This window comes from Streptacidiphilus carbonis (genome assembly GCF_000787775.1).
Classification (GTDB): domain Bacteria; phylum Actinomycetota; class Actinomycetes; order Streptomycetales; family Streptomycetaceae; genus Streptacidiphilus; species Streptacidiphilus carbonis.
In genome coordinates, this window is the sequence record NZ_BBPM01000088.1 from 1 (window position 1) to 12,630 (window position 12,630).

Below are 12,630 nucleotides of genomic sequence, written 5' to 3' on the forward strand. Positions count from 1 at the left end.
GTAGGGCCGGTCGCGCATGGTCCGGTGCGCACCAACTGCGCACCGGGGCCGGTGGAGGGGATGTGGTCTGGTCGTACGGTGCGCACCGTGCCCCTTCCGGTCCCCTTCCGTCGGCGGTGGACATTCGCAGGTCAGGCGGATATCGGCGGCTACCGCACCGGTGGTGCGCACCAGTCGTGCGGTGGGTGCGCATTGACCGCACCGATGCGCACCGGCGGGTTCAGCGCACCCCGCCGCCGCGGTTGCGGCCCCGATTCTGCTGGCCCTGCTGCTGAGCAACGCGCTTGCCTGCAGCGGCTCGCTTGGCCGCGCGCTTCTCGGACTGCACCTGCGCGCGGACCTCCTCCTCCCGGGCGCGCTGATCGGCGGGCATCCGTGTCCGCAGCTCCAGCTCCGCGCGCACCGCCTTCACCGCGCCGCGCGCCGTGTCGACCTTGGCGCGGTGCCGCAGGGCGCCGGGCTCCCGCTGCGCGGTGGTGCTCGCGGTGTCGGCCGCCAGGGCAGCGGCGTCTTGCTCCCGGATCTGCCGGGCGGTGAGGTGCTGCGCGTGGTCGGCGGCCTCCACCGTGGCGTGCTCGGTGGCCGCCAGCTGCTCCGCGCGCCGCATCAGCTCCGGGGCCTCCGCCCGGCTGCTGTCCGCCACCTGCTCCAGGTCGACGGCGCCGGTGCCTGGTCCTGCTGGCGCGTCCGGTCGGCCGTGCCCTCGAGTATGGGCGCGGCCGGTGTGGTCGGGTCGTTCCAGCCGACCGGCTGGCGGGAGGCGGCGACCAGGGCCTTGGGGACGCGGTAGCGCTCGGTGTCGACCCAGCTGGTCAGTGAGCGTCCGGGCAGCTGGGTGAAGGCCTGCGCGAGGACCTGGTCGCAGATCTGCTGCGCGTGGGCAAGGGAGCGCAGGCTGTCGGGGAAGGCGGCGATGACGGCGGCCAGGACCTCGCGGCGCTCCACCCCCTTGCGGCGCACCGCCGCCCGGCGCGGCAGCCGCATCCGCGCCAGGACCTCGGCCGCGGTCGGCGGGACCGCGATCGAACGCGGTGAACCTGGGGCGGTGTCGGCGAGCATCCGGTCGACGTCGCCGACCACCAGCTCCGCCTCGCGGCGCCAACTGTCCAGCAGCAGCACCGGATCCCACCGACAGCCGCGCTCGCTCTGCGCCAGGCGGGCCGCGACGACCCGGCGCTTGGCCGCACTCGCCCCGGGCCCGGCCGCCTTCCGCAGGGCCCGGCTGCGCCGCGACCACAACGCGCACAGCGCCCGCGGGATGCCGACAACTTCCCACTCCCCCGTGGTGCGGTCGCGCTCGAAGGCCAGCCCGAGCCGTTCGTGCAGACGGGTGCGCAGCCGGGCTTTGGCCAGCTCGCCCAGGACGGCGATGTGCCGGCGCAGGTCCTGCCCGCTGCTGCCGAACGCCCCCACCGACCCCCAGGCAGCGGGATCGCGTTGATCAGGGTGATGTGCAGGTGCAGCGATGGATCACCCGGATGGCCGCGGGTGGGGCGGGCCTGGGCGTGGGGGTTGACCAGCGCGAGCAGCCCCAGGCCCGGCACGTGTCGCGAGGTGGCCGTTGCCCTGCTCGCCGACCAGGCCGTAGCCGGCGAACACCTCCGCCGCCGCGACGACCTCGAACGCCACCTGCCGCATCTCGCGGGCGATCACCGCCGCCATCGGCGGCGGAGCCAGCGCCGCCAGGGCCGACAGCGACTTGGGGAAGTTCACCGTCAGGCCCTGCCCCAGAACACTGACGGGTGCAGTTCGTTTCGAGTGAAGCGCTGGAGCCGGGACCCGGCAAAGGTTGTCGTCCGATCCGCAGCGGCGTCGTTTCGGTCGCAGCGCGCACTGGGTCCGCTCGGTGGTGGCGCGAGTGCTTGGATGAGCCGGTGGGGATCTTCGACGAGTATCTGGCGGACTGGGAGTTCGGCGAGCGCTGGCGGCCGGTGTGTGAGCGGTTGGCTGTGCTGGCAGCGCGGTGGCCGTTGCCGGGTTTGCCGCCCGACAATTACTTCACGATCTATGACGCCCTGGACCAGGGCGATGGCACCGGCGGAGGCGTTCTGATCTGGCTGGACCTGGCGTCACTGGAGCGTCCGGAACGGGTCGGCGTGACGCTGGGTGCTCAAATCGACGACTCCGGACTGCGGTGTGGTCCGGTCTGCGGCCACTCGCTCAGCCATTTTCTTGAGCCCGTGGAACGCGCTGACTTCTCACTCGATGCCACCCACGACCTTGTTCGGCTCACGGATGAGGCCGTGGCGTGGTTCGGACGCAAGCAGGCCGAGTGGATGGCCACGCATAGGCATGGCTGCTGATCAGGCGGTGAGGGCCAACTTCTGTGGGCAGGGGTCGGGGTAGATGCGTTGATGCTCTTGGCGGGTGTGGAAGCGCCAGTACATCTCGAACGCAGACTGCACCTATGGATGGCGATAAGCCCGGACCAGGCGTAACAATCGGTCGTGAAGGGCTGCTTCGGCTGGTGGCCGTGGTCGAGCGGCTGCGCGCACGGGACAGCGGCGGGGGTGAGAGCCCGTGTCCGACCGGGGAGACGGCGGCCCCAGAACCGGGTGACGCCGAGCGAGAGCTGGGCGAGGTTTCCACAGAGCCGTCGGCTGAGGGCGATTCGGGGATTGGTGCGCCTGGCGGGCCGCGCGCTGGCGGAGGAGGCGGTGGGCGATGAATCCCGGGACACTCACGACGGCGCTGACCAGCATGGTGACGGACCGTCATCGTGACCGGATCGCGGTCGTGTACGTGCGCCAGTCGACGCGGCATCAAGTCGTCGCGAACACGGAGTCGACGCGCTCACAGTACGCGCTGGTAGAGAGGGCGGTCTCCCTGGGCTGGGCCCGGCCGCGCGTGCTGGTGATCGATGAGGACCTCGGACGCTCGGGCGCCGATACCGTCAACCGCCCGGGGTTCCAGCGTCTGGTCGCCGAGGTATCGCTCGATCACGTCGGTCTCCTGCTGGGCATCGAGGTGTCGCGTCTGGCACGCTCGGAGCGGGACTGGTGTCAGCTGCTGGAACTGTGCGCGCTGTGGGGTGTCCTGCTGGCGGATGCCGATGGAGTCTACGATCCGGCCGACTACAACGACCGGCTGCTGCTCGGGCTGAAGGGGACGATGAGCGCGGCGGAACTGCACTGGATCAAGCAGCGGATGCTCACGGGCCGGCTCAACAAGGCACGGCGCGGGGAGCTGGAGCTCCCGCTGCCGTTGGGCTATGTGCGTCGGCCCTCCGGCGAGGTCGTGCTGGACCCGGACGAGCGGGTCCGCGAGGTCGTCCGGCTCGTCTTCGACAAGTTCGACGAGATCGGCGCGGTCCACGGGGTCCTGCGCTGGCTCGCCGATCACAGGTGGCAATCCCCGTACGCACCCGAAGCGGCCTGGACAAGGGCGAACTGGAGTGGCGACGGCCGAACCGGGCGACGTTGCGCAACATCCTCCACCACCCCGCTTACGCCGGCATCTACGTCTACGGCCGCAGCCGGACGGACCCGCGGCGCAAGACGCCCGGCCGCCACGGCAGCGGGCACGTGCAACTCCCCGAGCAGGAGTGGACGGCGATGATCGAGGGCGCGCTGCCCGCGTACATCACCGTCGAACGCTGGCGCGCCAACCGCGAACGCATGGCGGCGAACGCCTCGACCCGTTTCACACCCGGCGCCCTGCGAAGCGGCTGCGGGCTGCTCGCCGGGCTGGTCCACTGCGGGCGCTGCCACCAGCGCATGGCGATGATGTATCACAGCGAGCGCGGCTGGCGCGCTGCCGCCTACGCGTGCACCGGCGGCCACAGCACCTACGGCGAGCCGCACCGCTGCCAGACCGTGACCGCCCACTACGTCGACCGGCAGGTCGCCGCCTGGCTCCTGGAAGCCCTGGCCCCCGCCGGGCTCGAGGTCGCGCTGCAGGCCGCCGACCACCTCGAGGCCGAGCGCGCCGAGGAAGAACGGCTGTGGTCGCTGCGTCTGGAGCACGCCCAGTACGCGGCGGACCGGGCACGCCGCCGCTACCAGGCTGGCCGAGCCGGAAAACCGTCTGGTCGTCCGCCAGTTGGAGCACGACTGGGAGGACGCACCGCCCACCAGGCCCTCGTCGAGGAACACGACCGCTTCGCCCGCAGCCGGCCGCCCAGGCTCACCCCCGCCGAGCGCGACAAGCTCATCGCGCTGTCCCGTGACCTCCCCGCTCTCTGGCACGCCAAGACGACCACAAACGCGGACCGCAAGGAGCTCCTGCGCGCGGTCATCGACAAGGTCGAAGTGGCAATCGTCGGCACCAACGAGCAGGTCGACGTCACCGTCCACTGGGCCGGACAGCAGACCACCACCGCTCGTACGGTCCGCAGGGTCCAGACCCTCACCCAGCTGAGCTACTACCCCCAACTGCTGGACCACGTCTGCCAGCTGGCCGCCGACGGGCTGACCTCGCGGCAGATCACCCAGCACCTGAACGCCGACGGACGCTTCCACCCCACCGACCCCGACCGCCGGTTCAGCTGCAACGGCATCTACGACATGCTCCGTTCCCGCAGCTGTCTGCCCGAGTCGGCCTTCTCCCGCGCGATGAACGCCGCAGCCGAACCCCTGACCGAACACGAGTGGCGCCTGTCCGACCTGGCCCAGGCCGCTGGCGTGTGCCGCAACACCATCATGACGCAACTCGAACGCGGACGGCTCACAGGCCGTCAGGAGGCCCGCGCCCCACACCGCTGGATCATCCACGCCGACCCGAGCCAACTGCAGGAACTACGCGGCCATTCCCAGAAGCCCCGGCGCCGGGCGCCCTCCGCCTTGCGCGCACGCTGACGCGGGATCCGCTCTCACCGGTGCATTGTGCTTGACAGTCCTACTGGCAGTACCACTGCCCACGAGCACGAACGGCTCTACCCCACCCCTGATCAGCGCACCTACACCCTCACCGCTTAATCGCGACCTTCACTCGAAACGAACCGCACCCGACCGAGTTCTGTGGCTGGTTGCCGTCCGTGACGCTCTTGCAGCTGATCCAGCCGGTCGCGATGGAGCCGAGGCCCAGGCAGCGCTCGCTCGACGTCAGTTTCATCCGGATCTGGTGCCCGAAGTCCAGGTCGCGACCGGCCGGCACGACGCGCACGGCGGGCCACGGCGCCTGCGTGGGCTGCGCTGTGGCGGAGCAGAGTCGTCTGCCGTGGGGCGCGTGGCGGTTGACGAGGCGGTCGTGCCGGCCATCGGTGAGGCCGGGTGGCCCGCCCGCGTGCTACTGGACGTACTTGCCAGCGCCACCCCCACGACGGCCGTGGCGGCGGTTGCCGACGCCGCCAGTACCATGACCAGCGCGTTGCGCATGCGGCGGCGGCGCCGCGCGACCCGTCCGTGCACCGCCTTGGCCCCACCCGTCCAGTCCGAAGGCTGGAATCCCCTCGCCTGGTCCGCCAAGGCGCGCCGCATCATGTCCTCGTCCTCTCCGCTCACCGCTCCGCCTCCGTCGATCCGGCCGCGCGTCACGCGCCGGTCCCATGCCCGCGTATCCGGCCAGCGCCGGGTGGCCCCGCATTTGGCCAGGCCCCTGCTCGCCTGGCTCTTGACGCTGCCCGTGGAGCAGCCGAGCACTTCGGCGACCTGCTGCTCGCTCAGGTCCTCCCAGTACCGAGCACCACCACGGCCCGTTGCCGGGGCGGCAGTTCGCTCAATGCCTGCTGCAGCACGACGAGCGCTGCTCGACCTGCGCCGTGGCCGACTGCTGCGGGCGCCCGGGCACCCAGGGCATCAGCAGGTGACGGGCGCGCCGGCGACGGTGGCGGCTGAGGCTGTTGTTCACCATCGCGCGGTGCCGATAGACGTCTGGCGAGTCGAGCCTGCGGATCCGCGCCCAGTGCGGGTACGCCTTGGCCAGGGTCACCTGGACCAGGTCCTCGGCCTCGTGGTCGTCGCCCGTCAGCAGGTAGGCGGTGCGCGGCAGGCGCTTCCAGCGCGTCGCCGCGAAGGCGTCGAAGTCGACTTCGGTGAGCGCGATCAAGGTGTCGCTGTTGCCTTGCACCGCTACCGTCGCCACCGCCACGCCCGCACCGCCTGATCTTTCGGACCGGGAGCCGCGCCGTGGTCGGCTCTCTCCTCCCTTTCACCACGCGTGCGTCGAGTAGGTTGCACGCGTATCAGAAGTCGCGCCAGGGCCTGCGTCGGCGGCCCCGAAGGACATCGGGCACTATTCGTTGTGGAGCACTGCGGCACTGGTGAGGCGGGCCGCCGACCGGGCGGGGATGAGTGCGCCGAGGACGGCGATGGCGGCGCCGGACAGGGCGAGGGCGGCCAGTTGCGGCGGGTGCCAGACGTCCTTCATCGACTCCGTGAACTCGACCACGCCGACGTGGTCCACGATCATTCGGTGCGCGAGGATCCCGACGGGAATCCCGACCAGGCCGCTGACCAGCCCGAGAGCGGTCACCGAGGTCACCGTCATCGCGGTGACTTGGCGCGGTGTCATCCCGATCGCCTTGAGCATGCCCAGGTCGCGGCGGCGTTCACGGGTGTTGAGCAGGACGGTGTTGAAGACGCCCAGCGCCGCGACGATGGTGAGCAGCACGGTGAACGCGGATGAGAAGCTGACGACGGCGACCGTCGGGCCCACTGGCGGGCTGGCGGATGCGGCGTACAGGCCGGGGTCCGCGGCCCGGATCGCGTTGAGGACTTCCCGGGTGTCGGTGCCGGGAGCGAGTTGGAGGGTGTAGGCGCTGGCTCGCCGGTCGGGGGCGAGGTCGGCCAGCGTAGGCCAGGAGGCGTTCAGGCCGCGGGCGTCGCCGTCGACGGTCTGGCCGACGATGGTCATGTCGGCGCTGTGGCCGTTCAGTTCCAGGGTGATCCGGTCGCCGACCGCCAGTCCGTGCTGGTTCAGGAACATCGGCCCGACCACCGCCTGGCCCGGTCCGTCCAGCCAGTGGCCCTTCACGATCTGGTAGGACGCGGCGGGCGGGTCCCCGCGGAAGAAGAAGGCGGTGGTGGGCTGCGTGTAGCCGACGATGTGCACCACCAGTGACGCGTTGGCGGCGAACTGCCGGACGCCGGGCAGGGAGTGCAGCATGGCCTCGTCCTGGGCGTCGCTCAGCTTGGGCAGGGTCTGGCCCGCTGCGGCCGATCCCGTCTGGATGTCGATCTGGGGCGTGCCCGGGCCCGCGTCGGCGTAGGCGACCATGGTGCTGCTCAGGCCGGTGGTCAGGGTCACGGTGGCGACCCCGAGGACGATCGCGGCCGCGGTCATCAGGGCGCGGGCGGGGCGGGCGAACGGCTGTGCCAGGCCCAGGCTGATGGAACGCGGCAGTCGGGTGGCGCCGAGCCAGCGCTGGACGCGCAGCCCGCGGCCCGCGCGCGGCGCGCTGCCGGCGGTGATGGCTCGGGCCGCCGGCAGCCGGTGCGCGCGCAGAGCGGGGATCAGCGCGGCGAGGGCGACGATGAGGGGCATGCCCGCAAGGCTGACGACGGGGAGCCAGGGGCTGATCGCGGGGGTGGCGCCGCCGGTCTCGACGCCGTGGAAGACGATCCCCAGCATGGGCTGCGCGAGCGCGCTGCCGAGCAGAGTGCCCAGGGCACTGCCGGCGATCGCGGGGACCGAGACCATCGCGAGGTACACCGCGACCACCTGGTTGGGCGTGAAGCCCACCGCCTTGAGCACGCCGATGTGCCGGTAGCCGGAGACAACAGCTCCGCTGACTACGTTCCCGACGATCAGAACGGACACGAGGAGGCTGAGGATGCCGAAGAGCGTCATGAAGGGGAGGTACGAGTCGGCCAGGGCAGAGAAGGCTTGCTTGAGCGTGAGGTAGGACTGTGAGGCCTTCAGCGCACCCGGAGGCAGTCCTGCCGTGGCCTGGTCCAGGCTGGTGCGTAGCTGTGCGTCCGTTGCGGAGTCGGTGAAGCGGTAGAGCATCTGCGCCGAGGTCGGGTGCAGCGCGGCCATCTGCTCGGGCGCGACCCAGGCGTCGGCGGACCTGCTGACGCTGGTGGCGAGTCCGACGACCTTCAGGGGCGGGGCGCCGTCGGCTTGGAGCGTGCTGCCCAGCGGGCAGTGCGCTGCCTGGCCGCAGGTCTTGTCGAGGACGACCTCGCCGGGGGCGGTGGCCCAGCGCCCCACCTGGAGTGTGAGGTCGTCGACCGGTCCGGAGGGTGCGGAGCGGCCCACCACGGTGAGGGCCCCGGGTGGGCTGCCGAGGAAGTCCTTGGAGAAGGTGAGCACGGCTTCGTCGAAGGGCCCTGCGGCGGCGTGCACGCCCGGGCGCAGGGCAGTGAGGGCGAGCTGCTGATCGGAGGTCTTGGTGGTGTCGAAGGTGGCCACGACGTGGGCGCCGCGCTGCTGGGAGTAGGCCTTGTCAAACGGGGCCGACGCGGCATCGAGCACACCCAGCGCGCACAGGATCGCCGTGGTCGAGCACATGACGACCAGTCCGATGACGATTGTCTGGAGCCGACGGCGTTTCACGGCCCCGCGCGAGGCCCGCCACACCGCGCTCACGCGGTTCGCTCCAGGCTGCTCTCGCGGGCGATCCGGCCGTCGGCAAACTCGATCAGGCGACTGGCGCACCGCGTGGCCAGGTGCGGGTCGTGCGTGACGATCAGGAGCGTCTGGCCGATCTGGTTCAGGTCGATCAGCAGGTCCATCACCTGCTCGCCCGAACGGCTGTCCAAAGCGCCGGTCGGCTCGTCGGCCAGCAGGAGGGCGGGACGGTTCATCAGTGCCCTGGCCACGGCCACCCGCTGTCGCTCCCCGCCGCTGAGGGCAGCCGGATACATGTTCTTGCGATCGGCGATGCCGAGCTCGTCGAGCAGTTCCAGCGCGCGCCTGCGCGCCTGCTTCGCGGAGGACCCGGTGAGCTGCGCGGCCAAGACGACGTTGTCGAGCGCGGACAGGTCGTCGATGAGGTTGAAGAACTGGAAGATCATGCCGATGTGGTGCCGCCGGTACAACGCCAGCCCAGTCTCGTTCAGCTTCCCCAGGTCCTGGTCGCGGACCTCGATCGTGCCCGACGTCGGGCGGTCCAGGCCCGCGACCATGTTCAGCAGCGTCGACTTGCCGCAGCCGGAGGGCCCCATCACAGCTACCGCCTCCCCGGCACGGATCTCCAGCGACACTCCGTCCAGCGCCCTCGCGTCCCCGCCGTACTCCTTGCGTACACCGTTCAGGCGCACGACGACCCGCGGTGGGCTGCCCTCATCAGTAGTCATGGCACGAACCTAGAAGCGGGTCCGCGGTCCGCGCGTCATACTCGGGGTGCAACCGTCCGGGCGCGTCATCCCGTGGATGTACGGGGCTGGACCTGGAGCATGATGCGAAACAGGGCGCGGGCTGCCAGGGTGGCGAGAGTGTGGGGTTCAGGAGTGGTCTGGTTGGTGGTCGCGCTGGTGGCGACATGCACTGCCGCCGTCTGCTCGAGCGCGGCGCTGATCCGGACACGGCGGCTGCACCGGGCTGCCGTGGACGAGCGGGGGTGGCTGGTGGAGCGCGAACGCGAGAGCGCGGCGCGCATCGCGGTCGACGCCGAGCGGGCCAGGATCGCGGCGGAGCTCCACGACATCGTCAGCCACAACGTGAGCCTCATGGTCGTCCAGGCCGGAGCAGCCCGCGAGGTGCTCGCCACGATGCCGGCCGAAGCCGCAGCCGCGATGAGCGCCGTCGAGACCGCAGGGCGCAACGCGATGACCGAGCTGCGGCACCTGCTCGGCCTGCTCGCACCCGCACCGGACGGCGACGACAAGGACGACCACGATGAGCGGCACGTTGTCGCCCTGTCCCCGCAGCCGAGCCTCAGCCGGCTCAGCGCGCTGATCGACCGAATCGCCTTCGCCGGCCTGCCCGTAGAGGTCCGTATCTCCGGAGAGCCCCGCCCACTGCCGACCGGGATCGACGTCACCGCCTACCGGATCATCCAGGAAGCCCTGACCAACGCACTCAAACACGGGAACGGCACGAAAGCCGAGGTGACCGTACGCTACGCCGACCACTACCTCCGCGTCGAGGTGCTCAACAGCGGACCGAGCGTGCTGACGGACAACGGCTCCCCGTCCGAGGGACGCCAAACCAAGGAACCGGCCGACGGAACAGGGCGAGGGTTGCTCGGACTTCGGGAGCGGGTCGCCGTCTACGGCGGCAACCTGGACGCCCGCCGCCGCCTCGGCGGCGGCTACCGGTTGCGCGCCCGGATACCGCTGGACCGGCCGTGACGCTCGCCGAGCCCGCCCCCCGCGTGGTGATCGCCGACGACCAGGAACTGGTCCGCACCGGCTTCCGTCTCATCCTGACCGCCCGCGGGATCGACGTGGTCGGCGAGGCCACCGACGGGGCGGAGGCGGTGGCCGCGGTACGCAGGCTGCGGCCCGACGTCGTACTGATGGACATCCGGATGCCCGGCATGGACGGTCTGGAGGCGGCTCGTCGCGTGATGGCGCAGAACCCGGACTGCCGAGTGATCATGCTGACCACGTTCGATCTCGACCACTACGTCTACGCCGCCCTCGCCGCCGGCGCCAGCGGCTTCCTCCTCAAGGACGTCACCTCCACCCACCTGGCCGCCGCCGTACGCCTGGTCAACACCGGAGACGCACTGCTCTCGCCTTCGATCACCCGCCGCCTGGTAGAGCGCTTCGCCCCAGGTACCACCAAACCCGCACCGGACCCCAAGGCCCCCACCGTCCACCGTGGTCTCGCCCCGCTCACACCGCGCGAATACGAAGTGCTCACACTCATGGGCCGGGGCCTGTCCAATTCCGAACTGGCACAGACGCTGACGCTCAGCGAAGCCACCGTGAAGACACATGTCGCACGGATCTTCGCCAAACTCTCCCTCCGCGACCGCGCCCAGGCCGTCGTCCTCGCCTACGAAACAGGACTTGTCACCCCCGGCGAGGATGCCGCTTCCACCATGCCTGGCACGTAGCGGATCCGGGCTGGCAGTCGACCTGTCCCGGTGCCCAGCTGGGGAGTGTCGAATAAACCGAGGAATCAGCCGTCGCCGGCGATGGCCTTGTGTCCGCCGGGGGCTGGTGCGGTGACCGCGAGGGTGTGTCCCCACCACCTGCGCACCATCCCCGGCAACGGAATCACCACCCGCACCCTCATCCTCATCCTCGACCACGGCCTGGTCGCCCTCGCCCTGGACCACGACCTCCACCTCCACACCCCTTGGCCCGCTCGCAACCGCCCCTGGCCCTGCACCGACCACAACCTGAACGGCAACCCCGCCCACACCAACTGACACCAACACCGCACCCGTGTCACCACGCCGCCGACAACGAACCCGTACCAGACAGCCGGGCTGCCCCGTCCGGATCAAGGAGCAAGCATGACCAGCAGGCCCTCGTTGGACCAAGCCCTCGGACACTTCAGAGGCGAACTGGAACAGCACGGGCGCCCCCTGGCAGAGCTGACCCTGGATCAGGCATGGCCGGCATTCCAGCGCTTCGGGCAGCACCGCTTCGCCACGCCCTCCACACCCGATGCCGACGGACTGCTCTTCCAATACGGCACGCACACCGTCCACGGACCGCCGATGTTCGTCGTGGACCTCACCCGACAATTCGAGATCAACGACCACAACGGCGAACACGACCACTTCCTGCAGATCCACTGCGAACTGCACTACCGACCCGAACCGGCCCTCGAACGCCTGGGCAACTTCCACCGCTGGTACTTCCACGACACCGACGACACCCTCGACCAATGGGCCCACGAACTCAGCCCGCACCTGGACCTACTCCCGCGATACCGGCCGGACCAGGTGCACCTGATCGAGGAACAGGTGTAGAGGCGCAGCGGGCAGCAGATGATGGAGCCAGCGCGGTCAGAACGCTCTGGAACACTGCCGCACATGACCCTGAACGATCACGACCTGCGGAACGCGCACGACCGCATCAACGCCTGGCTCGCGGGCCACCACCAGCACGCCCCCGTACGGCCAGTCGCCGCACCGGAGCCACTCCGGGCACTCGAGGCGGACCTCGGGACCACGCTGCCAGCCGACATACATCGGTGGTGGACCATGGCTGGAGTCAGCGCCGACTTCTGGATCCCCGGATCGTTCGCTCCCGTGGCCCTAGACGAGGCCCTGGAGACCCGGGAGATCTGGCTACTGGTCCCCGAGCAGGAAGGGATCACCCTCGACGCCGGCGGCCACCCCGAGCCCCGTTTCCACCCCTCTTTCCTGCCGATCGCGATGGATCCCGGCGGCGACGGACTCATCATCGACCTGCGGTCCGGGGACTCCCAGGGCGCGGTCTTCCACTGGGACCACGAGACCTGGAACCTCGGACTCCCCCTATGGGAATCCGTCGCCTCCATGCTCCAGGACACCGCCAACGCTCTCGAAACAGGCACACCAGCCCTCCTCCAGCACGCCGCCCACGGCGGCCACGAACACCCCTGCATCGCCGTGGTCGACGACACCGGCGAACTGAGCTGGCAGGCAACCGCACCCTGACCACGCCTGTGCCTTCGAGGTCCGAAGGCGGTGGCAACCCCAGGCCGCGCTGGACCGACACTGCCCGCCGGCAACCTCCAAGCCCGCCCCATCGCACACACAGGAACCAGGGCAGAAGGGAGCGGGGCCGCAGCCGTACCACGGCGGAGAGATGGGGCGGGCGGGTGCGGGCGGGCGGCACCCGAACGGGGGGGGGGTGGGGC

The 12,630-nt window shown here is 70.6% G+C and carries 14 protein-coding genes and 1 pseudogene; 8 read left to right on the forward strand and 7 right to left on the reverse strand.

The genetic code is table 11. The features are described 5' to 3' along the window. Window positions 1-220: 220 nt before the first annotated feature. Genes TR46_RS35315 through TR46_RS41870 form a run of 3 tightly spaced genes read right to left on the reverse strand, consistent with a single transcriptional unit; the run spans window position 221 to window position 1,713 of the window. Window positions 221-643: a hypothetical protein gene (locus TR46_RS35315; protein ID WP_042410646.1), complete on the reverse strand. Its 423-nt coding sequence runs from the start codon at window positions 641-643 to the stop codon at window positions 221-223. Then, window positions 607-1,413 (reverse strand): relaxase domain-containing protein, encoded by an 807-nt coding sequence (locus TR46_RS35320; RefSeq protein WP_042410648.1) that lies wholly within the window; start codon window positions 1,411-1,413, stop codon window positions 607-609. The genes TR46_RS35315 and TR46_RS35320 overlap by 37 nt, the downstream gene beginning before the upstream one ends. Before the next feature lie 57 nt (window positions 1,414-1,470). After that, window positions 1,471-1,713, reverse strand: a complete 243-nt coding sequence (locus TR46_RS41870) for a hypothetical protein (RefSeq protein ID WP_152626887.1) — start codon at window positions 1,711-1,713, stop codon at window positions 1,471-1,473. Between the two features lie 161 nt (window positions 1,714-1,874). On the opposite strand from TR46_RS41870, the gene TR46_RS35325 reads away from it, so the two are divergent. The 3 genes from TR46_RS35325 (at window position 1,875) to TR46_RS41875 (ending at window position 4,796) form a co-directional block, all read left to right on the forward strand. After that, complete coding sequence (locus tag TR46_RS35325) at window positions 1,875-2,303, forward strand: hypothetical protein (RefSeq protein WP_042410651.1); 429 nt, start codon at window positions 1,875-1,877, stop codon at window positions 2,301-2,303. A 361-nt stretch (window positions 2,304-2,664) separates the two neighbouring features. Next, window positions 2,665-3,558 carry a recombinase family protein gene (locus tag TR46_RS45655; protein WP_084719214.1) on the forward strand — a complete coding sequence of 298 codons (894 nt, stop codon included), beginning with the start codon at window positions 2,665-2,667 and terminating at the stop codon, window positions 3,556-3,558. Further along, window positions 3,456-4,796 (forward strand): recombinase zinc ribbon domain-containing protein, encoded by a 1,341-nt coding sequence (locus TR46_RS41875; RefSeq protein WP_236655672.1) that lies wholly within the window; start codon window positions 3,456-3,458, stop codon window positions 4,794-4,796. The genes TR46_RS45655 and TR46_RS41875 overlap by 103 nt, the downstream gene beginning before the upstream one ends. Window positions 4,797-4,905: 109 nt before the next feature. On the opposite strand, the gene TR46_RS35335 is transcribed toward TR46_RS41875, so the two are convergent. From TR46_RS35335 to TR46_RS35350, 4 genes and pseudogenes are all read right to left on the reverse strand, one after another. Beyond that, the gene (locus tag TR46_RS35335; RefSeq protein WP_042410654.1) at window positions 4,906-5,103 is read right to left on the reverse strand and encodes a hypothetical protein; all 198 of its coding nucleotides are present in this window, start codon (window positions 5,101-5,103) and stop codon (window positions 4,906-4,908) included. A 357-nt stretch (window positions 5,104-5,460) separates the two neighbouring features. Next, a pseudogene (locus TR46_RS45660) lies at window positions 5,461-5,985 on the reverse strand (SigE family RNA polymerase sigma factor); the annotation flags it as partial. A 186-nt stretch (window positions 5,986-6,171) separates the two neighbouring features. Further along, window positions 6,172-8,469: an ABC transporter permease gene (locus tag TR46_RS35345; protein WP_042410658.1), complete on the reverse strand. Its 2,298-nt coding sequence runs from the start codon at window positions 8,467-8,469 to the stop codon at window positions 6,172-6,174. Next, complete coding sequence (locus TR46_RS35350; RefSeq protein ID WP_042410661.1) at window positions 8,466-9,179, reverse strand: ABC transporter ATP-binding protein; 714 nt, start codon at window positions 9,177-9,179, stop codon at window positions 8,466-8,468. Before TR46_RS35350 ends, TR46_RS35345 begins: the two co-directional genes overlap by 4 nt. 177 nt (window positions 9,180-9,356) lie before the next feature. On the opposite strand from TR46_RS35350, the gene TR46_RS35355 reads away from it, so the two are divergent. The 5 genes from TR46_RS35355 (at window position 9,357) to TR46_RS38630 (ending at window position 12,427) form a co-directional block, all read left to right on the forward strand. Next, window positions 9,357-10,175, forward strand: coding sequence for a sensor histidine kinase (locus tag TR46_RS35355; protein WP_236655671.1), 819 nt, complete (start codon window positions 9,357-9,359; stop codon window positions 10,173-10,175). Then, the gene (locus TR46_RS35360) at window positions 10,172-10,888 is read left to right on the forward strand and encodes a response regulator (RefSeq protein WP_042410666.1); all 717 of its coding nucleotides are present in this window, start codon (window positions 10,172-10,174) and stop codon (window positions 10,886-10,888) included. The genes TR46_RS35355 and TR46_RS35360 overlap by 4 nt, the downstream gene beginning before the upstream one ends. Before the next feature lie 111 nt (window positions 10,889-10,999). Next, a complete protein-coding gene (locus tag TR46_RS35365) occupies window positions 11,000-11,206 on the forward strand; it encodes a hypothetical protein (RefSeq protein ID WP_152626889.1) in 207 nt (68 codons plus the stop codon). 87 nt (window positions 11,207-11,293) lie between these two features. Next, on the forward strand, window positions 11,294-11,755 hold the full coding sequence (locus tag TR46_RS35370) for a hypothetical protein (protein ID WP_042410668.1): 462 nt from the start codon (window positions 11,294-11,296) through the stop codon (window positions 11,753-11,755). Window positions 11,756-11,818: 63 nt separating this feature from the next. Continuing rightward, window positions 11,819-12,427 (forward strand): SMI1/KNR4 family protein, encoded by a 609-nt coding sequence (locus TR46_RS38630; RefSeq protein WP_052433387.1) that lies wholly within the window; start codon window positions 11,819-11,821, stop codon window positions 12,425-12,427. Window positions 12,428-12,630: the final 203 nt, after the last annotated feature.

Excerpts from the sequence above, each read along its gene's own strand:
- TR46_RS45655 (WP_084719214.1), top strand. The coding sequence starts at position 2,665 with ATGAATCCCGGGACACTCACGACGGCGCTGACCAGCATGGTGACGGAC.
- TR46_RS35350 (WP_042410661.1), bottom strand. The coding sequence starts at position 9,179 with ATGACTACTGATGAGGGCAGCCCACCGCGGGTCGTCGTGCGCCTGAAC.
- TR46_RS35370 (WP_042410668.1), top strand. The coding sequence starts at position 11,294 with ATGACCAGCAGGCCCTCGTTGGACCAAGCCCTCGGACACTTCAGAGGC.
- TR46_RS38630 (WP_052433387.1), top strand. The coding sequence starts at position 11,819 with ATGACCCTGAACGATCACGACCTGCGGAACGCGCACGACCGCATCAAC.